The sequence below is a fragment of the Tenacibaculum sp. 47A_GOM-205m genome (assembly GCF_000518405.1).
GTDB lineage: Bacteria > Bacteroidota > Bacteroidia > Flavobacteriales > Flavobacteriaceae > Polaribacter > Polaribacter lutimaris.
This window is the reverse complement of sequence record NZ_JADN01000003.1, coordinates 345,796-367,241: the sequence shown is the minus strand read 5'-3', so window position 1 is coordinate 367,241 and position 21,446 is coordinate 345,796. Positions and strand designations below refer to the sequence as shown.

16 protein-coding genes and 3 tRNA genes are annotated in these 21,446 nt (G+C 32.3%); 7 read left to right on the top strand and 12 right to left on the bottom strand.

The genetic code is table 11. The features are described from left to right. The first annotated feature begins 362 nt into the window (after positions 1 to 362). A tRNA-Gly gene (locus N534_RS0101775) sits at positions 363 to 435 on the top strand. Positions 436 to 483: 48 nt separating this feature from the next. Then, positions 484 to 556, top strand: a tRNA-Gly gene (locus N534_RS0101770). 49 nt (positions 557 to 605) lie between these two features. Here N534_RS0101770 and N534_RS0101765 read toward each other — a convergent pair. Further along, positions 606 to 1,256, bottom strand: a complete 651-nt coding sequence (locus N534_RS0101765) for a rhomboid family intramembrane serine protease (protein ID WP_038005202.1) — start codon at positions 1,254 to 1,256, stop codon at positions 606 to 608. 60 nt (positions 1,257 to 1,316) lie between these two features. Between N534_RS0101765 and N534_RS0101760 the strand changes: the two genes are divergently transcribed. Continuing rightward, on the top strand, positions 1,317 to 2,258 hold the full coding sequence (locus tag N534_RS0101760) for a lysophospholipid acyltransferase family protein (protein WP_369791951.1): 942 nt from the start codon (positions 1,317 to 1,319) through the stop codon (positions 2,256 to 2,258). 82 nt (positions 2,259 to 2,340) lie between these two features. On the opposite strand, the gene N534_RS0101755 is transcribed toward N534_RS0101760, so the two are convergent. The 3 genes from N534_RS0101755 to N534_RS0101745 form a co-directional block, all read right to left on the bottom strand. Continuing rightward, positions 2,341 to 2,416, bottom strand: a tRNA-His gene (locus N534_RS0101755). A 55-nt stretch (positions 2,417 to 2,471) separates the two neighbouring features. After that, positions 2,472 to 3,188, bottom strand: coding sequence for a bacillithiol biosynthesis deacetylase BshB1 (gene bshB1, locus N534_RS0101750; protein ID WP_028890832.1), 717 nt, complete (start codon positions 3,186 to 3,188; stop codon positions 2,472 to 2,474). A 76-nt stretch (positions 3,189 to 3,264) separates the two neighbouring features. Next, on the bottom strand, positions 3,265 to 4,674 hold the full coding sequence (locus tag N534_RS0101745; protein ID WP_028890831.1) for an MATE family efflux transporter: 1,410 nt from the start codon (positions 4,672 to 4,674) through the stop codon (positions 3,265 to 3,267). 152 nt (positions 4,675 to 4,826) lie between these two features. On the opposite strand from N534_RS0101745, the gene N534_RS0101740 reads away from it, so the two are divergent. From N534_RS0101740 to N534_RS0101730, 3 genes are read left to right on the top strand one after another with little or no spacing between them, the layout of a single operon-like run. Continuing rightward, entirely contained in the window at positions 4,827 to 5,585 is a 759-nt protein-coding gene (locus N534_RS0101740; RefSeq protein WP_028890830.1) for a Rossmann-like and DUF2520 domain-containing protein, read from the top strand. After that, complete coding sequence (locus tag N534_RS0101735; protein ID WP_028890829.1) at positions 5,569 to 6,096, top strand: HAD family hydrolase; 528 nt, start codon at positions 5,569 to 5,571, stop codon at positions 6,094 to 6,096. Before N534_RS0101740 ends, N534_RS0101735 begins: the two co-directional genes overlap by 17 nt. Before the next feature lie 45 nt (positions 6,097 to 6,141). Next, entirely contained in the window at positions 6,142 to 6,567 is a 426-nt protein-coding gene (locus N534_RS0101730; RefSeq protein ID WP_028890828.1) for a DUF2147 domain-containing protein, read from the top strand. Positions 6,568 to 6,639: 72 nt separating this feature from the next. Here the strand turns inward: N534_RS0101730 and ygiD are convergent, their stop codons facing one another. From ygiD to N534_RS0101715, 3 genes are all read right to left on the bottom strand, one after another. After that, complete coding sequence (ygiD, locus tag N534_RS0101725; protein WP_028890827.1) at positions 6,640 to 7,470, bottom strand: 4,5-DOPA dioxygenase extradiol; 831 nt, start codon at positions 7,468 to 7,470, stop codon at positions 6,640 to 6,642. Positions 7,471 to 7,605: 135 nt separating this feature from the next. Next, a complete protein-coding gene (locus tag N534_RS0101720; RefSeq protein ID WP_028890826.1) occupies positions 7,606 to 8,181 on the bottom strand; it encodes a YceI family protein in 576 nt (191 codons plus the stop codon). A 16-nt stretch (positions 8,182 to 8,197) separates the two neighbouring features. Further along, positions 8,198 to 8,710 (bottom strand): NAD(P)H-dependent oxidoreductase, encoded by a 513-nt coding sequence (locus N534_RS0101715; protein ID WP_038005201.1) that lies wholly within the window; start codon positions 8,708 to 8,710, stop codon positions 8,198 to 8,200. A gap of 112 nt (positions 8,711 to 8,822) precedes the next feature. Here N534_RS0101715 and N534_RS0101710 point away from each other — a divergent pair, with 112 nt between their 5' ends. Beyond that, positions 8,823 to 9,179, top strand: a complete 357-nt coding sequence (locus N534_RS0101710) for a helix-turn-helix domain-containing protein (RefSeq protein ID WP_028890824.1) — start codon at positions 8,823 to 8,825, stop codon at positions 9,177 to 9,179. Between the two features lie 44 nt (positions 9,180 to 9,223). Here the strand turns inward: N534_RS0101710 and N534_RS14260 are convergent, their stop codons facing one another. From N534_RS14260 to N534_RS0101685, 5 genes are all read right to left on the bottom strand, one after another. After that, positions 9,224 to 10,729: a calcineurin-like phosphoesterase C-terminal domain-containing protein gene (locus N534_RS14260; RefSeq protein ID WP_051435814.1), complete on the bottom strand. Its 1,506-nt coding sequence runs from the start codon at positions 10,727 to 10,729 to the stop codon at positions 9,224 to 9,226. Continuing rightward, positions 10,722 to 12,524 (bottom strand): alkaline phosphatase, encoded by a 1,803-nt coding sequence (locus tag N534_RS0101700; protein WP_081728275.1) that lies wholly within the window; start codon positions 12,522 to 12,524, stop codon positions 10,722 to 10,724. The genes N534_RS14260 and N534_RS0101700 overlap by 8 nt, the downstream gene beginning before the upstream one ends. Before the next feature lie 77 nt (positions 12,525 to 12,601). Beyond that, positions 12,602 to 14,185, bottom strand: coding sequence for a RagB/SusD family nutrient uptake outer membrane protein (locus N534_RS0101695; RefSeq protein ID WP_028890822.1), 1,584 nt, complete (start codon positions 14,183 to 14,185; stop codon positions 12,602 to 12,604). Between the two features lie 16 nt (positions 14,186 to 14,201). After that, the gene (locus N534_RS0101690; RefSeq protein ID WP_028890821.1) at positions 14,202 to 17,270 is read right to left on the bottom strand and encodes a TonB-dependent receptor; all 3,069 of its coding nucleotides are present in this window, start codon (positions 17,268 to 17,270) and stop codon (positions 14,202 to 14,204) included. Positions 17,271 to 17,446: 176 nt separating this feature from the next. Next, positions 17,447 to 21,163, bottom strand: a complete 3,717-nt coding sequence (locus N534_RS0101685) for a two-component regulator propeller domain-containing protein (protein WP_028890820.1) — start codon at positions 21,161 to 21,163, stop codon at positions 17,447 to 17,449. Positions 21,164 to 21,446 lie beyond the last annotated feature (283 nt).

The following is a 21,446-nucleotide window of genomic DNA, read 5'->3' as shown; positions in this document are numbered from 1 at the left end:
GAATAAACTCAAAAAAACTAATTACTATATACTACCTTGAAATGATTAAGGTGTTCAACTTGAACATGACAAAGGTAGTCTTTTTTAATTGATTATTTGGGAATTAGCTTCTTTTTAATTTTTAATACCATAATTCATGACTCTCTACAAGAAGAATAGAACTAGTTTCACTACTTTTTTACAGTAAATATTAAACTTAACACTCAAATTTATAAAACACTCTTACTTTTTGTAAAATCTTTTAAAAACTTATTGCATTCACTTTCTGAAAGTTATACACAAACAGTAAATTTTTATCTAATTTTTCTCAAAAAAGTCTTTGCAGATATTAGAAACAGTCTTATATTTGCAACCGCTTTACTGCGGGAGTAGCTCAGTTGGTAGAGCGTCAGCCTTCCAAGCTGAATGTCGCCGGTTCGAACCCGGTCTCCCGCTCAAATTTACATAGTGTAAGTAATTACACAGAAAAGCAAAAGCTTTACCGCGGGAGTAGCTCAGTTGGTAGAGCGTCAGCCTTCCAAGCTGAATGTCGCCGGTTCGAACCCGGTCTCCCGCTCAAAAAAACCGAAATATTTGTTTCGGTTTTTTTATTCTTAAAATTCACTTTACCTATTCAGCTTTAATTTATCTCCAAAGAAAAACAACCCTGCAATAATTAACGCCATTACTCCTACCATTACCGTGTGGTTTGCTATAACACTTGGTCGTAGCACTAAAGTAATTAAATATCCTCCTATAGCTCCTCCTAAATGTGCCGAATGTCCAATATTACCTACTTGGTTTTTCATACCGTAAATCGAGTATAATAAATACCCTATACCTAATACATAAGCAGGAAAACTTACAAAAGGAAAAAACATAAAACTATATGTTTTATCAGGATACAATATAATAGCAGAAAACATAATACCCGACACTGCACCCGAAGCTCCTACTGCACTATAATACGGCTCTCTTTTATGCTGATACAACGAATACATACTTCCTGCTAATAAACTAGCTAAGTAAATTAATAAAAAGTTAATTGTGCTAAAATTTCTCATAGCCAACTCTCCAAACAGATACAAAGCATACATATTAAACCCTAAATGCAACCAATCTACATGTAAAAAACCTGACGATACCATTCTTATCTTCTCTCCTCCTAACACTCTTTGCACCTGAAATTTGTATCGATCGAAAAAAGCAGGATCACCAAACCCTTTAATCGACATTAACACATTTGCTATAATTATTCCTATAATAATTTGACTCATATCTCTAATATATACCCACAAACATAAACAAAAGTTTATAAAGTAAAGATTGATAATTTAATGCGATATTTGCACTTTAATTTTTCTAAAATGAATTTCTTAACTTTTATAATAACTTACCCTTTCATCTGGTTTCTTTCAAGACTACCAATGAGAATTCTATATATTTTTTCTGATTTTTTCTTTTTGATATTATACTATATTATTGGCTATAGAAAAAAAGTAGCTACTAAAAATCTTAAAACAGCTTTCCCTAACAAAAAAGAAACCGAAATAAACAGAATATCAAAAAAATTCTTTAAACATTTTGTAGATATACTTTTCGAAAGCGTTAAATCTTTTGCTATAAGTAAAAATGAATTACAAAAACGCTACAAATATGTAAACCCCGAACTTATAAACGAATATGCTAGACAAGGAAGAAGTATTGCTTTAGTTGGTTCACACCAAGCAAATTGGGAATGGGCTGTAGGCATGCCTCTTTCTGTAGATATTAACTGTTTCGGTGCCTACAAAAAAATTAAAAACCCTTATTTTGATAAACTAATAAAAGGATCAAGAACAAAATTTGGCTTTGAAGCAGTACCTACAAGTTTATTCAATAGAAGTCTTTACGAAAAACATTCCAACAAAATTCAGTACTTATATCTTTTACTTAGCGATCAATCTCCTCAAATAAGAAAAACCAGATATTGGGCTACTTTTTTAAACGAAAAAGTACCTGTACACACAGGAGCCGAAGTGCTAGCAAAAAAATACAACTCAGTAGTTGTTAACATGAAGACAACTAAAATTAAAAGAGGATATTTTGAAATTGAGTTTGAACTAATTACTGACTCTCCTAATGATTTTGACAATTTTGAAATTACTGATAAATATCTAGCGATTACAGAAAAAAACATAAAAGCTCAACCCGAGTATTACCTATGGACTCATAATCGTTTTAAACACAAAAACAAATATGAGCAATGGCTGGAAATAAAAAAAGCTTCTCAAAAATAACTGAGAAGCTTTTTTTATTGTTTATATACACAAATTTTTTCCACAAAAAAAGCCTTTCTATTAAGAAAGGCTTTTGTTTTTTGGGTGAAAGACCGGGTTCGAACCGGCGACCTCCGGAACCACAATCCGGCGCTCTAACCAGCTGAGCTACAATCACCATGTAACTTGCGGGTGCAAATATACAAGCTTTTTACATTGTGACAAAACTTTTTTTTAAATTAATTTACTAAAATTTTCTATTGCCACATAACGTTCTGAGGTAAAGCCTTCTGCATAATCAGCCCCTATTAATCTTCCTAAGTCTTTAGCTCTATACTCTATACTATCAGTAAAATTTTTGCTGGTTATAGGCGTTTCTGGTTCGGAACTTTTTGGATCAAAAAACTGTGATGAATATGCCATAACTGAGCTTATTTTTTTATCCATAAAGCCAGTAACATCTATTACAAAATCAGGTTCAATGTTTTTCCATTGTATGTAATGATATACTTGTTTTGGCCTCCACTTTTCTTGCTGAGCTCCATCTAGTTCAGTTGCTATTTTAAGTAAACCGCTTAAAAAGCAAGCATCTGACACTAACTGACTTCCTTTAGGGTGATCAATATGACGGTCATCAATAGCGTTACACAGTACTATTTCTGGTTGATACTTACGTATCATTTTAATAACTTCCAACTGATGTTCTTTATCGTTTTTAAAAAAGCCATCTGCAAAACCTAGGTTTTCACGTACCGTAACCCCAAGAATTCCAGCAGCATTTGCAGCTTCTTTATCTCTTAATTCAGCAGAACCTCTTGTTCCTAATTCTCCTCGAGTTAAATCAACGATTCCTACTTTTTTTCCTAACGAAATTTCTTTGGCTATGGTGGCTGCACATCCTAATTCAACATCATCTGGATGTGCTCCAAAAGCTAATATATCTAGTTTCATTTATTTACTGTTTTCTATAAATTCTTTTATAATTATTTCCTTTAAAATAATTACAGCTAATTTACTAAATGAAAATTTACACTTGAACTGTTTTCCATTTTCCTTTTTTAAATAGCCAAATTCCTACAACAGCTATTAAAATTTCTGCTAATGTTATTGCTAAAAAGACTCCAATAGGGCCAAAATCTAATGTAATTGCCATTACATATGCAAATGGTAATTGAAATAGCCAAAAACATACAAAATTGATATAAGTTGGTGTTTTGGTATCTCCCGAACCATTGAAAGATTGAATAACCACCATTCCGTAAGCATAAGCTATATATCCTGCCGCCATAATTTGTAAACACAAAGCTCCATTTTCAACAACTTCAATATTCTCTGAAAACCACCCTAAAAAGGTTGGAGCAAAAACTATATAAATCAATGAGACTGCTCCCATAAAAATTGCACAATATTTACTCGTTATCCAAACGGATTTTTCGGCTCTCTCTGGTTGTTCCGCCCCTAAATTTTGACCTACTAATGTTGCTGCAGCATTACTCATTCCCCAAGCAGGCATTAAGGTAAACATCATTATTCGAATAGCAATTGTATATCCAGCAAGTACTTCACTTCCAAATTCAGACATAATTCGCATTAAAAATACCCAGCTTGAAGTTCCGATAATAAATTGTCCTATTCCACCTAATGACACCTTGATTAAGTTTATCATTACTGAAACTCTCACTACTAAATCTTTAATAGCTAACTTAACTTTACCTGCTCCAAAAAATAAAACTGCTAATTGAGCGACTACTGCCGTACCTCTACCAATTGTCGTTGCTATAGCTGCCCCTTCTACTCCGTATGCCGGTACAGGACCTAAACCGAAGATAAAAATAGGATCGAGAATAATATTTAATCCGTTTGATAAAATCAACGTCCACATTGCGATAGAAGCATTTCCTGCTCCTCTAAAAATTGCATTGATTAAAAAGAGTAGCATCACAGTAATGTTTCCTCCTAACAATACTTGGGTATACCCAAAGCCTTCGGCTATTAAGTCTGGTTTCCCTCCCATTAATGCTAGTATTTCTTTTGGATATAAAATTCCAACAACACTAATAAGAATTGAAATAAATACTCCTAAAAAAATAACTTGTACTGCTGTTTGATTTGCTCCTTCAGAATCTTTTTCTCCTGTTCTTCTGGCCACTAAAGCAGTTGCCGCCATACTTAACCCTATCGCTACTGCGTATACTAAAGTTAGTACTGACTCTGTTAACCCTACAGTAGCTACTGCGTTTACACTTACTCGCGATACATAAATAATATCTACCAGAGCAAAAATAGATTCCATTAGCATTTCTAAAATCATCGGAATTGCTAATAAAAAAATAGCTTTACGAATACTTCCTGTCGTAAAATCTTGCTGTCTTCCTAAAACAGCATCTTTAAAAAGTGAGAATATGGTTTGTTTTGATATTTGATTGTTATCAGTCATTATAAAGTTTTATAAATACATAAAATTGTCTTAAAAAGAGTAAGACATAACTATTTGCTGCTCAGGCAACACTTCTATTTTAGGCGACTTATACAATCATAATGGAACAAATATGCGAAAATATTTTTAATTAATTTCAATATCTTCGTGCTATGATTAAAGTTGCCATTATAGGAGGCGGTAATGTAGCTACACATTTAGCCAATGCTTTTAGTAAAACAGACGAAGTATCGTTGGTGCAAGTATATGCTCGAAATATAGAGCAAGTAGAGCATTTAAAAGAAGTTACTTCTATTACAAATAGCATAGAGCTTTTAACAAAAGCTGATGTATATATCATTGCTGTTTCTGATGATGCCATTGGTGATGTTTCTCGTAAAATTGAACAAAAAAATGGTTTGGTGGTACACACTTCTGGTAGTGTCGCTATGCAGTCGTTACAAAACACTGGACGTAAAGGTATTTTTTACTTATTACAAAGCTTTTCTAAAGACAAAGAGGTTAACTTCAATGAAATTCCATTTTGTTTAGAAGCTGAAAATGAAGAAGATTTACAGTTGTTGGAAACGCTTGCTAAAACTATTGGAAAAAAGATATACCGTATCAACTCAGAACAACGTAAACGATTACACGTAGCTGCCGTTTTTGTAAACAATTTTACCAATCACATGTATAAAATTGGTGCTGATATTTGTAATGAACACCAAGTTCCTTTTGAAGTACTACTACCATTAATTCAAGAAACAGCTCAAAAAATAACCGAGTTGAGTCCTGATGCAGCACAAACAGGCCCTGCTAAAAGAAACGATCAAAAAACTATTCAAGATCATTTAGCATTATTAAATGCCGAACAACAAGAAATTTATAAACTTATTACAAAATCAATCCAACAAAATGGAAAAGAGTTATAAAGAATACTTACCTCAAATAGACACTTTTATTTTTGATGTAGACGGAGTATTAACTAACGGAATTGTAACCGTTTTTCCTGACGGACAATTGGTACGTCAAATGAATATTAAAGATGGATATGCCTTAAAATCTGCTGTAAAAGCTGGTTACAGGGTTTGTATTATCTCTGGTGGAAAAAACGAAGGTGTACGCACACGTTTAGAAGGTTTAGGTATTACCGATATTTATTTAGGAGCTCATAATAAAATTCAACAGTTTAATGAATTGGTTGAAAAATACAAATTGAATCCTGAAAATGTAGTGTATATGGGAGATGATATTCCTGATTATCCTGTAATGAAACTTGTAGGTATGCCATCTTGCCCTAACGACGCAGCACGTGAAATACAACAAATTTCAAAATACATTTCTGATAAAACAGGTGGTAACGGTTGTGCTCGTGATATTATAGAACAAGTATTACGTGTGCAAGGAAATTGGGACAGCAACTTTGACGCACAATACGATTAATTGGAATACTTTTTGAAAACGATATACTATTAAAACTTTTAAATTATGAAAAAAATACTTTTTGCTTTATTATTTACAACCGTTAGCTTATCTATGAGTGCACAAACTATTTTCGGAAAATGGGAAAACCGAGATGAAGAAACCAATAAGGTTGATTCTGTAATTGAAGTATATAAAAAAGACGGAAAGGCATACGCTAAAATTGTAGAAATTACTGACAAGAACCGTCAAGAAGCTGTTTGTGATAAATGTAGCGGAAAACGTAAAAACAACCCTATTTTAGGAATGAACATTTTAACAGGATTAAAAAAAGATGGTGATGAATGGAGTGGCGGGAAAATCTTAGACCCTAAAAACGGTAAAGAATATAAATGTTATATTAAACTAGACGGCAAAGACAAACTAAAAATTAGAGGTTATGTTGGTTTTTCTGCCTTTGGTAGAACGGCTTACTGGCATAGAAAACAATAAAAATATTCTCTTTATAAAAAAAGCTCTAGCAAATTTGCCAGAGCTTTTTTTTATTATTACAAATGTTTACTTCTACCCTATTTTTAAGGAAGTCATACTTAAAGAGCCCGCTAATAACTTGTCATTAAAAAGCTGAATTTCTTCATTTTTTTGCTGCAAGCCTAAACTATAAATCAACGGTAAATAATGGTCAGGTGTTGGAATTGCTAACTGAAATGCTTTTGACTGTTTTGTATAGTCAATCAATGGTTTAAAATTCCCTTCTAGTAAATGTTTATTAACCGTTTCTCTTGTTTCAATAGCCCAATCATATCCATAATCATCCTTATCAAAATTCTTCCAATCAACTAATCTTAGATTATGAACAATGTTTCCACTTCCAATAATTAATATGCTTTTTTGCCTTAAAGAAGCTAGCTGTTTAGCCAATTCAAAATGATAATTGGCATCTTTTGTATAATCTATACTCAATTGAATTATAGGTATATCAGCTTTTGGAAATAAATGTTTTAATACAGTCCAAGCACCATGATCTAATCCCCAATGCTCGTCTAATGCTACAAAATTAGGATGCAATAATTGTTTTGTTTCTTTAGCTAATTCAGGACTTCCACTAGCTGGATATTGTTGTTCAAATAATTCTTGGGGAAAACCGCCAAAATCGTGAATTGTTTTAGGCATTTCCATCGCAGTTACTTTTGTTCCTTTTGTAAACCAGTGTGCCGAAACACAAATAATCGCCTTGGGCTTGGGTAGTGTTTTTGAAATATTTTTAAAGCCTTTAGTAAACTCGTTTTCTTCAATAGCATTCATAGGACTCCCATGTCCCAAGAACAATACTGGCATTGTTTGAGAAACCGGCAAACTATCTGATAACTTTTTTAAACCATTAAGTGTTCCCATACTCAAATTTACTGATGCTAACCCTAATAACTGTAAAAACGTTGTTCGTTTCATAGAGGGATTATTGATTACTTATATAATTAAAAACATACCCCAAACCAACGTTTGAGGTATGCATACAATCTTAGTTGGGTTTTAAAAAACCAAATCAACTACCAAATCAAACTCGTCATAAATTGCTTTATCTTTTAAACCATCAAAAAAGCTTGTAGAACCGTATTTTACATCATATTTAGCTCTATCTACTTTTAACGCTGCTGTTGCTTTTTTTCCATATACTGAAATTTCAAAAGTTACAGGATTGGTTTTATTCTTAACTGTTAAATCTGCTGTTACTTCATATGAATTCTTTCCTTTTGCTTTCACTTTAGTAAAAACTAGTTTTGCTATTGGATGATTATTCACACCAAAAAAATCGTCTGATTTTAAATGTCCTTCTAATTTTTTTTGGTAATCTCCTGATAAATCTGTTACTGCAATAGAAGTCATATCTATAACAAACTCTCCTCCTACTAATTTTTCTTCATCAAAGTGTAAGGCTCCTGATTGTAAACTAACTGTTCCTTCATGAGAGCCAGTTACTTTATAACCTTTCCATACTACTTTACTCTCTTTAGTATTTACTTTCTTTATTTCTTTTGTAATGGTAGTAAACGATAGTGTTGCAAATGCTATTAATACTAACACTAAAGGATTTTTAAAATTTTTCATTGTTTATAGGTTTTAATTAATTTAAGATTAAATCTGCGTATTGTTTTGAGTTTACTTTAATATCTTCAAGCTTTGGGTTGTCATTTGCTCCGTAAAACACATGCGATGGCAAAACTTCTGATCCGCAAAACTGAAACGAAACGGTTACCGATTTTAATAAGTCTTCTAAAGATACAAAACTATTATAGGTTTGCTCTGTACCTCCTGTTGATATAGATAAACGGAATTTCTTTCCTTTTAACTTATCTCCTCCTGGACCAAAAGCCCAACCATATGTTAGTACCTCATCCATCCATTTTTTTAATAAAAAGGGAGTGTTAAACCAATGCAACGGAAATTGAATAACGATACTATCATGATTCAATAACAACTCTTGCTCTTTTGCTACATCAATATTTAAATCTGGATATTCTTTATATAATTGATGAATTGTTACTTTATCATCGTGCTGTTGCAGCTCATTTATCCAAGACTTATTTACGTTTGATTCCTCTATATTGGGATGTGTTACAATTACTAAGTGTTTCATTATTTTATATTTACTTGTTTTAACACTACAAAAATATGTATATTTGCTATATAAAAGTAACTACTATACTTTAGTATACCAGTATACAAAAGTATACCGACCTAAACTTAAGATGGAAACAAGTACTAAAATAGAAGAGCTTAAAAGGTGCTCTGTTCAATATGTATTAGCTTTAAGAGATACTTTAAATGTAATAAGTGGTAAGTGGAAACTATCTATTATTGGAAGTCTTTTGTACAGAAAGATGCGTTTTAAAGAACTTCAACGAAATATTGGAAAAATCTCTCCAAGAATGTTATCTAAAGAACTAAAAGATTTAGAAGCTAACGGAATTATTAAACGTACCATTTACGACACAACTCCTGTTACTGTAGAATACGAACTTACTGAATCAGGAATGCGTTTACATACCGCTTTAGACGTTATGGTTACCTGGGGTATTGAACATCGTGAAATGACATTGAAATAAATAAAAAGGAAGAACATTATAATGTTCTTCCTTGAATGATCTCTTTAACGCTTATCATAAACCCTAACATCTTCAGATTGTAATTTTAATAAGTCGTCTTTTACTCTAACCCTTATTAGATGCATTCCATTTGAAAAATTTTCAGGCATTTTAAGCCTCCATAAGTGTTTACTTTTTGTAGTTGGCTTAGGCATTTTTGATAATTTTTGTCCTTTATACCTTCCTAATTCTTGAAGTAAATAAAATCTTTTTAACTCTGGTGCTACTCCTTGATAATACTCCATAGATTGCCAAATTTTATTATCAAAAGAAACCTCAACTTTTGTAGATTCTCCTCCTGCAAACACATTTACATACACGTAAGGTTCGTTCAAAATATTCATCTCGGTATCCCATTCTTTACTTTCAGGAATCCAAACATTCATTTGCTTTTCTACAGGTGCTCCTGAAACCTTGTAACTAAGTTGATAATCTTTATCTTCAGTTTCTAAGAACCAATACCCTTTTGGAGTACCATCATACATCATAGCAAAAGGAACTCCATTAATATCGTGCGCCCCTTGCCACCAAGCGCCACAAACCGCTCCTCCTACTAACTGATGAACTGCTAGTTTTTGATTTCTTTCAAAAAAAGTATGATATTGTGTATGTGTATGTCCTGCAACAACCAAAACCTTTTCGAAAGGATTCATCAACTCTATAAGCTCTTCTTTATTTCTTGTATACTCTAAAGGAATGTGCGTGAAAATTTTTATTGAATTATATTTCGTTCCAAACTTCTTAGTTATATGAGATACAAATGTTAATTGATCTTCATCAAACTTACCTATATACTCACGGTTATTTATTGGAAAATTATTGTTGAGCACCAAAAACAGGTTATCTCCATATTCAAAAGCATAATATGAAGGTCCAAATGAAGCTTCGAAAGTTTTGTCTCTATTAGAAAATTCTTGCTCTTCAAAGTTTAAATCGTGATTTCCTATTACATAAAATACAGGAGCTCCAACCAACCCTAACGATTCAGATAGAGGTTTAAATATGTTTAAATTATCAAAAGAAAGATCGCCTAAAGGAATAATAATGTCTGGTTTATTTTTGACTAATTCTTCAGTCACTAACTTACTAACATGATGAATATCGTCAATTACATCTGATTGAGGGTCTCCTAGCAACGCTATTTTCACCTTGCCTTTTTCCTTATTAGCATAAAGCGGAAAATCAACCGATTTTTTATTGGTTAACTCTTGAAACAAATAGTAAAACTTCAAGTTGTTTTGTGGGGTACGTGGTGAAACATACCCCTTTGGTTTAATAACAAATAGTGGATTATTCTGTAAAGGTTTTATTTTATAAATTCCTTTAGAATTGGTTACTACAACATCTTTTCCGTTACTTACAAGTACATTTTTAAGAGCTTTATCTCCTTTATCATAAATTCCGTTTTGATTCTTATCATGATAAGCTCTTCCTGAAATTTTATGAGATTGTCCTAAAGTTACTTGCATAGTAAACACCAATAATCCGAAAAGATATTTTGATTTATTCATCAGTCTTTATCTTTAAGATTTCTAGAATCTTACCCAAAAGATCACTGTTTTCATAAACTCCTTGTAATTTATCTGATTGCGGGCCGTAAGCAAACAAAGGTACCATTGCTCCTGTATGGTCGTGAGTAGTAAAATCTCCTTCAATCATATGGTTTTCTATGTTTCCTTGTGGAATAGAAAATCCTGAAGTTTCATGATCTGCTGTAACAATTACCAAGGTATTTTTATTGGCATCTGCAAATTTTATCGCTTCGGTTACTGCTTTATCAAAATCAATTCCTTCTGCAATAATACCATGAGTATCGTTAAAGTGTCCGTAACTATCTATTTGAGCTCCTTCTACCATTAACAAAAATGGTTCTTTTTTCGACTTAAAAAAAGACAAACTACGTTGAGTTGCTTCTGCTAAAAAGTTACCTCTTCCTTGTGTGATTCCTGGCATACCTCCTTCAGCTGTAAAAACTCCTACTCTTTCTTCACCCATAGTGATGTCTTCCACAGATTCTTTTATACTGAATGGTAATTCTTTTTTATTCGTAAAATGTTTTGCTCCTCCACCTATAAATAATGAAATTTCACTCTTTATAAGGTCTGAAGCTATTTGTTGCATATGTGATCTATCTTTTTGATGTGCGTAAAAAGCAGAAGGGGTTGCTCCTGTAATTTCATCATTAGTAATTAAACCAACCTTATAATTATGTTCAATTAGTAATTCACTAATATTTTTTACTGGCTTTCCGTCAGGTCCTACACCAATTGCTCTGTTGTATGTCTTCGTCCCAGTTGCTAGAGCTGTACCACCAGCAGCAGAATCTGTTGTAAAATCGTCTGACGATTGAGTTTTTAAAAATCCAACACTTCTTAATTGGGTTAATGTTAAATCTCCTCCGTTAGCCAAAGCAGCTGCTGAAATTTGAGATACTCCATTTCCATCACCAATTAATAAAATGATATTTTCTACTTTTTTGTTTTTTTGGTCATAAGCAAATGTAGGTTTGTAAACTTCTGATTTTTCTTTATTGAAGCTCACCCTTTTTGATAAACTTTTAAGGTATTTAGTAGCTTCAAAAGGTTGATCGGTATTTATGAAATCTACTTTTAAATCTGTAAAAACTTTCCAAGCTGACTCTGAATCTGGTGCTCCCCAAAAACGGAAAGGCTTATTTAATCCGTGAGCAATTTCAATTACTTTTTTCACTTTATCAAGTTCATCAGCAACCATTCTTCCTTTACCATTCCATACAGAATAGTTTTTATAGTCAACACTAATTAACCCAACCTTATTCCAAGCTTCTTGGTTTAAAATTTTCGTTAGTTTTTGATGGTCGAATTGTATATAATCTGGATAATTCACATAGTCTTTAACCTGTGGTTTTCCACCTGAAATAACAAACTGTATATTTTCATTTTTAGTTAAATCAGGATACTGCTTTAATATTTTTACTAAATGATTTAACGTACTATAAGGCTCTGATTTTACATCTATTAACAACTGTATTTTATGTGTAAGTTGAAGATTATTTTTTAAAGTAGTTCGTAAAGGCTCTAAATAAAGTGACTCAATAGTGTGCTTATTAATAATTTCAGCTGTTTCATGCGCTACAAATAGGGTGTTATTTTTTAATATTACATCTATTTCTAAAGAATGAACTCCCGCTGCATAGGCTTTCCAAAAAGGAACAGATTGTTTATAATCGTTGTGAGAATGTACTTTATAAGTATAATTTGAGGTTTGTGCTTGTATAGCCCCAACACCTAATATTAGGTATAAAAATATCTTTTGAATAAATTTCATTTCATGCATTTATAAAAAAGATGCCGCCTTAACGACATCTTTTTGTTAAACTTAAATTAAACTAAAAAATGACTAAATTACCATCCAGTATTTTGCTTGATTCCTGAAGAGATAATTGCTTCGTTTGGAATTGGCCATACATGCATATAACTAGGGTCAAAATTTCTTGCCTGCCACACTTGTTCAACAATGTAGTCTGAATCTGGGTTTGATCTATCTGAGTGAATTCTTCCGTATAAAGGTTTACTATATACCTCAGCAGCGTCTCCCCAACGTACTAAGTCGTAATGTCTGTTAGCAAATTCACCTGCAAACTCAACACGTCTTTCGTGCTTTATATCTTCTAATGTAGCATTAGCAACTGGAGCTAATCCTGCTCTTTCTCTTACTCTGTTTAAATCAGCATCTCCGTTTCCTCCTTGTTGAATTAATGCTTCAGATTTCATTAATAAAACCTCTGCATAACGCATTACAGGTACATTATAAAGCGTTGTTGGCGCATTACCATTTGAGTTGATAGAACTTCCTACTGGATTTTCCATTCCATATTCATACATATACTTGTTAAACTGGAATCCTGAAAGTGAGTTTTCTGATTGGTATTTTCTGGTTTCACCAAAGAACTGGAACTCATCACCAAATTTTAAGATAGTTACTTCTCTTCTTGCATCATTTGTTTCAAACTCATTGTATAAGTCTTGTGTTGGTGTGTAATATCCCCAACCATTATAAAGCCCCCAGCCTTTGTTTTCTAACATTACTCCTGGTAAGATACTACCTCCTTCAACACCAGAATCTACAGACCAGATATATTCACTTGTCCAGTTATTTAGGTGACTGTGTAACAATCTGAAATCTTTTTTAGGGTTATCTGTATCAATAAGCGCTCTACCCGATCCTGAATTTGTTACTGCATCACAATAGGTAACCACATCAGCATATTTAGAACTGTCATATTGTGCCCAATACAAATAGGTTTTTGCAATGTAAGCTAAAGCTGCATCTTTATGTGCACGTCCGTAATCACCTTCTCCCATTTCAGTAAAAAGAGGCAATAAATCTGCTGCTCTTTTTAAGTCTTCAACAACAAATTCATAATTTTCTATTACACTTTGTGGTCTCTCGTAGCTTCCTGCTTCATTATTCATATTCTCTTCGGTAACGATAGGAATTCCTCCATTAGTACCGTTATCTCCGTAAGTATGAGCTAACCAGAAATAATGAAATCCTCTCATAAAATAAGCTTCACCTAACAAACGGTTTTTAGTTGATTGACTAATATTCATTTGAGGAACATTTAAAATAACATCGTTCGCTCTTCTTATTACTTTATAACCTTGCTTGTACATTTTTGATGTATATCCCTCATCACCAGTTACATTAAAGTTTTTAATATTATCTGCCGTAGCATTCAATCTTCCTGTAACCATATCGTCAGACGCATTGATGTACCAAAAGAATCCACGAGCAAACATTTCTTCTGCACGCATATACTCGTACATACTATTTGTTGCTTCTAAAGCGTCTTGTTCTGTTTTCCAGAAGTTTTCATACGAAGTACTTCCTAATGGATCTAGATTTGTGAAATCATCTGAACAGGAAACAATTCCCATTTGAATACTCACAATAAATGCAATTAGTTTTATATATGTATTTTTCATCTTCTTGTTTTGTTTTTTATAATGACAATGATATTCCTGCAGATATAGTTCTTGCTGAAGGATATCTACCTACATCCAATCCTTTACCTCCTACTTCAGGATCCATTCCACTATAATTTGTGATTGTAAATAAATTTTCTCCTGAAACATATACTCTTAATGATGATTGACTTAATACAGAACTCATTTTACTTGTTGGTACTGTATAACCAAGTGTTACATTTTTAAGTCGTAAGTAAGAAGCATCTTCTAAGTACCAACTAGATGTAGTTCCATAAGTTTGATTATTATCTTGTGTTGATAATCTTGGAATATTTGTATTTGTATTTTCAGGAGTCCAAGCATTTAACACTCCGCTGTCTAAATTATATCCTTGTTGTGAAGCATTAAAAGCCGTAAACTTATATCCATTAAACACCTTAACTCCACCTACTCCTTGGAAGTTCATGTTTAAATCAAATCCTTTATAATCTAAGTTTAACCCTAAGTTATAAGTTACTTCTGGCAAATAGCTATCCATAAAAACACGGTCTTTATTATCTATCTTACCATCGTTGTTAGTATCTTGGAATTTAAAGTCTCCAGGTACTGCGTTAGGCTGTATTAACTGTCCGTCTTTACTATGTGCATTAATTTCTTCTTGTGATTGGAAAATCCCTAAGTAAGGCACTAGATAAGTAGAATATAATTCTTTTCCTACTACAGACCTGTACGGATACAATGTACTCCTAACATTATCTGAATGAGCGATATAATCAATACCACTACTGTTATATCCGTTAAGATTAATCAATTCATTGTCTAAGAAACTAGCATTTGCACTAATACTATAATTTAAGTCACCTACGTAATCTTTATACGAAACTGCAAACTCATATCCTGTATTTTTAACTTCCCCTCCATTTACATCAGCAGCTGACGTTCCTTGATGAATATCTTCCAATCCAGGAATAATCATTCCTTTAGTTGTTTTTTCAAAATAATCAGCAACGATTGAAAGTCGGTTATTGAATAAATTCATATCAATTCCAAAATCTAAAGATTCTGACATTTCCCATTTAAGATTTGGGTTTGACTGTCTTCCAACATATGTACCTTTATCATCTAAAGAACCTCCTTCTCCTAAAATTACATTTGTTGTATTTAAAGGAACATCAAAAGAGTAATATCCTACAGAGTTAATGTTTCCTATTTGTCCCCAAGAAGCTCTTACTTTTAAGTTATTAATTGCTTCAACATTAAAGAAATCTTCTCCTGATATTTTCCAAGCCGCTGAAGCTGATGGGAAATAGTCTGCTTGATTTTCTTTTGCTAAACGTGATGTTTCATCTCTACGAATACTTCCTGATAGGTAATACTTTCCTTTATAATTATACATTACCCTTCCTATTGCAGAAGTTAAAGCATCTTCGTACACATCTGTTTCTGGAGTTCTAATTACTGAAGCATTAGACATGAATTGATTGAAAGGTTCTTCACTACTAAATCCTTCTCCTTGCTGAAAATAGTATTCGTAATCAGTAAACTGTGACGAGTAAACAGCAGTAAGGTCTAAATTATGATCTCCAAAACTCTTTTTATAGCTTAATTGATTATCCCAAACCCAACGCTTGGTATCTGAATAGCTCTGATATAAATAGTTGTTTAAGTTCGTTCTACCTAGCTCTGGAATTCTAGGAGAGAATTTTTTATATTTTGTATCAGTAGTACTATAACTATAACTCGTTTTAAACTTTAATCCGTCCGTTATATCATAATTAAGATATGTATTCACATTTAAGTAATTAACTGGATTACTAATATCTGGACGTAATAATAATGCTACAGGATTGTATACATCTCCGTAAGCACCTGCATAATTTGATAAGTTTTCTGGTACTACTCCACTAAAGTTTCCGTTTGCATCACGAATAGGTGCAGATGATGGCATATATAATGCATTTACAATACTACCTGCATAAGAGCTTGTAGAGTTTGTACCCACAGCTTCACTTCTTGAGTAGTACACATTTTCACCAACTGTAAGATTATCTGTAAGATGTATATCTGTTTTCACTCTAAAAGAAAAACGCTCTGAATATGTGTTTAACAACAATCCTTCTTTTTTGTTATACCCGAAAGACGTCATATAATTCATCTTGTCTGTAGCACCACTTATATTCATATTGGTATTGTAGATAGCTCCTGTTCTAAAAATAGCATCCATCCAATTAGTACGTGTTACTTGCCCCCAAGGGTTTTGTTCTGCATTGTGAGCTGATTGCCTTGGCGCACCTGCATTATCTGCTGCCATATTGTACACAGTTGCTTGCTGCTGCGCATTTAAAGGAGTAGGTAATTTAGCTGCTGATTGCATACCGCTATAAAAGTCAAAACTAATTCTTGGTTTTCCTTTTTTTCCTTTTTTAGTTTCAATTACGATAACTCCAGAAGCTGCTTGTGCTCCGTAGATTGCAGCAGCTGCTGCATCCTTTAAAATTGATACCGATGCTATATCGTTAGGGTTAATTGCTGGTCCATAATACGGTACACCATCTACTACCGTAAGAGGCTCTTCATTCGCAAAAGAACCGTACCCTCTAATTACTACTTTACCATCTTCTGAAGGATCTCCTCCTTGCTGCAAAACAGTTACACCCGATACACTTCCTTGTAAAAAGTCATTTAACGTAGATACGGGTCTACTTGACATAGATTTTATATTTTCTACTGTTGAAATAGCTGAAGTTAGATCTCCTTTTTTTGCACTACCATATCCTATTAATACTACCTCATCTAGAATATTTGACTCTTCATTAAGTGCTATATTAAACTCTTGATTTCCTGAGAAAGGAAGCTCTAATGTTTGAAACCCTATAAAAGAAACGACTAAGGTTCCTTGATCTTTATTTACACTAAGGGTAAACTTACCATCAAAATCGGTAGCTGTTCCATTCTCTTGTTGTTCTTTTACAAGAACAGTTGCTCCAGGAATGGGAGCTCCGTCGATTTTAGATACAACAGTACCTTTTAAAATAGTTTGTGCTATTGCGTTGGAGGCTGCTCCGAAACATAATAGCAACATAAATAAATAGTGTTTTTTCATTTGATAAATAGGTTTTGATTCTGAGACGAATCTATTTTAAGGAGATATTTAGAAGGGGTCTAATCGTTTCAAAAAAGGGGTGCATATGTTTCAAAAAACCTCATAAAAAAGCCTAAATAATTACACTTTTGTTTCAGTAACTTTTTACTAACATTAGCCTAATCTGAAGCTAACTTTTAAGCTACTATTTTTTGATCCTTATAAGCTTTAGGACTCATATTAAAATGCTTTTTAAACTGCCTACTAAAATATTTTGGGTTTGCAAAGCCGCATTCAAAACTAATTTCTGAAATGTTCAATATATTTTGGTTTAACAGATGTTGTGCTTTTTGGAGTCTTAGGTTAATCAACACATCTGACGGAGATTGTTTTAATATTTCTTTAAAAACACGATAACACTTCACTCTTGATATTTCTAGCTTCTCTTGAAGGCTTTCTATATTGAAAGTATGATCATGTAAACACTCATGCATATAGGTAAGCGCTTTTTTTACTAATTTTTCATTTGGTGAAAGTAATTGCTCGTCTTTATGCTTTTCTATCCAAGTATTACTAATCGATTTTGTAGTAAATAAAGGTTTTCTACTATTTAAAAGGTTTTCTAATTTTGCTTGTAAAAATGTTTTACTTACTGGTAACTGAACGGTTACATCTAATCCTAATTTTGTAACCTGCTCTATTTGAGAATGTCCTATTTCGTCAGAAAGATAGAGTATTGGACAATGAGGTGTTTTTTTATTTTCTTTACGATTTTCTAAGAACTGTACAACTTCATTTGTAAGTTTTACATCATAAAAAATTATAGAATCTATGTTAAGATTTGAAAGTGCAGAAAATAGTTTATCAACATTACTTTCAAAAATTAAATGATAAGCTTCATTTCCTAATAACGATTGTAATATTCCATAATTCACCTCACTACTCAGCACTAATACTTTATGTTTATCAGTTGGTAATTCATCTATCATTCCTAAATGATTCCATTGTATCATAGAGGCCTTTTCTGAGCTTGTTTTCTGAAACGGTACCTCTACCTCTATAGACACTCTTCCTCCATCTGGATTTACAGTTATTTTTCCTTTTAATTGTAGTAACAGCTCTTTTGCTGCATTGTAATAAGGACTATATCGTTGTAAACTTTCAATATTATTTAATAAAACACTACTGTCAGAATCTACTTTTAATTCAAGACTTGTATCTTTTAAAATATAAACTACCTCTATAGTACTACCTTGATTACTATATTTTATAAGGTCGTTAAAAACATATTTAAATAAAAGTTTGAATTGTAATAGGTTTATTGTTATCCATTCTTTTTTTCCAGGTATTTGGTAACTAAGATTTATACCAGATTGTATAAGTTTTCTTTCTAAGTTTTTAGTTAGCTCATGTAAAACATCATTAATCTCTATTGCTGATGCTTCTGTAGTTTTTACATGGTGTACTTGTTCTAAAAAATCCCATTCCATTAACGCATCAACCATAGTTTGTGTTTGACGAATTAATCTAGTTTGTATTTCTTCTGGTATACTTATGTCTTGGCTTTCTTGTAATAATTGCATTAAAGGCTTCTTAAATTCAGCCAAAACAAACGTTTTGAATTTATCTATTTCAAAGTCTTCATTTTTTAATTTGTGATGTAAAGCCAGTACTTCTTCTTTTTGTTGAAAGATTTCACGGTTCTTATCTTCTAGCTTTACATTTGCTTTTATCAAGTCTTTTTTCTGCCTTTCAATTATAGCTGTTCGTTCGCTAATTTTTTGTTTTAATTTTTCTTTATAAATCTTATCCTTACGTACTTTATAACCAAATCCAAAAATTATTAAACCAATTCCTCCAGAAACCAATATCCATAAAAACCAAGAGGTTTTATAAAATGGGGGTTTAATTATTACAGGAATAGAAGTCAACTCCTCCTCTGAAGTACTTAAACTATTTTTTACTTCCAAAGTATATTCTCCTGGCTGTAGTTTTTTGTATGAAACAGGACCTGCTCCATACACCCTCCAGTCTTTATCTAAGCCTTTCAACCTATATAAAATTACATTTTCATGATTTTTTCGATATGCTACAGGTGTTATATCTAAACTGATATTATTTTCTGAAAATGTTTTTTCTATTATACCCCCTCTACTTTCTATACCATCTATTTCAACAACTAATTCAGGTGTTTTTTTATTGAAAGTTATTAGTTCTGGAGCGAAATAATTAACCCCATTAATTCCTCCAAAATACAATACTCCTTTAGAGTCCTGATAGTACGCCCCTTCTGAAAATTCTGGTGCTTGCCAACCTTCTTCCGGATGTGACACATTAACTTTATAATCCTCTTTATTTATTGAAGCAATCCCCTTAGTAGTACTTACCCATATGTAGTTTCCTTTAGGAATTACACTATATACCATATGGCTAGGTAACCCTTCATTTTCAGAAATAGTTGCTACAACTCCTTTTTCTCGATCATAAACTGTTACCCCTCCTAAGGTTGCCACCCAATACATTTCTGTAGATTTGTCTTTAGCAATACTATATACACTATTACCTGTTAAGCCTTCAGCTGTAGTAACACTATGTTTACTTCCATCAGCAATAGAAAACAACACCATTCCATAGTTTTCAGTTGCCAATGCTAATTCATTACCACTTGCAACAACATCTCGAATATGGTATTGTTTTAATGAGCTTACTCCAGGAACTTCTTCAAACTTATTTTCTTTTAGATTAAATACCGCTAATCCTCCCCAACAAGCAAACCAAATTCTATTATCATCTGTCTCTGTCATTGCATAAATTCTGTTTGCTGGTAACAATGAAAATTCATCGGCACTGTAATAAGATATTTCCGATTCTTTTACCCGAATAAGTCCCGCATAGGTTCCTACCCATATAGAACCATCTTTAGCAGTGTATAAACTACGTATCCTTTCCCATTCTTGATTTTCTTTTGCTTTTTCTAATTGTTTCTTAACAAAACATTTCTCAGACTTGCTATACTTATACAATCCTTCCGTGTAATAACCTAACCAAAGGTTATTATCTTTATCCTTCGTAATAGCTCTTACTGTTTCATTAGGTAAATGTTTATAGTTAATCGGATGTGGAGCAATCGTATTTATATACTCTGAACCAATATAAGCCATACTAAGACCTCCATCTTTGTGTCCTAACCAAATATTCTCAAAATTATCTTCGTAAATTTTTTCTATTTCATTACTTGTAAAACTATATGGATTGTATAAATCGTATGTATAATGTTCTATTTGTGTATCGTGAATATTTATCTGATTGTTTCTGATAACATAAAGTCCATTTTTTCTAGTAGCATACCAAATATTACCTTTTCTATCTTGGTAAGATTCATTGATAACAACTTCAGGATATTCATTTAACAATAATTGTTCATGAACTAATGGCTCTTTATTAAAGACTTGATTGGCTTCTATTTCTGTAAACTTAGTACCATCAAACTCATAATATTTGCTGTTTTTAGTTTCAACAACAAGATTTTTCTTTTTTGAAAACCTAAAGTTTACAGGAGTATCTTTGAATGAAAAGTTTTGAAATATTGATTCTTTATGCAGCTTACTTACCGAGTTATTATCGGTTAAACACCACAACGATCCGTTTGTATCTTTTTGTAAAGCATAAATGACATTACCAGGAAGAGAAGTAGTATCATTATCTACATGTTTAAAAATTTTAAAGTTATTCCCATCATAACGATTAAGTCCGTCCCAAGTAGCAACCCATAACCTTCCTTTGTCATCACTTATGATATCATTTACAGAATTGTTTGATAGCCCTTCTTTTGTAGTTAATGTTTTAAATTTTAAAGATTGCCCTAAACTGTTAGCCACAACAATAAAAAACAAAAAAAATAACTTCGTTCTCATACTTCCATCTTTTATAACTAACAAAAATAATTTTGTTGAAATTCAGAGATGTCATTCTGTAATTAAGTTTAAATTATGTAAACGTTAATATTAATTTATTCCCTTTTTATATAAACTAACTCGATACTAAAACGTTTTTTGAAGATCTAAAAAACAAAAAAGCCTCACTATTTCTAGTAAGGCTTATTGTGATCGCGACAGGATTCGAACCTGTGAGTTAATTATTAGTTTTTATAGTACTTTAATTACATTTTTGATTTCTTGATACCTAAAACAACACCCT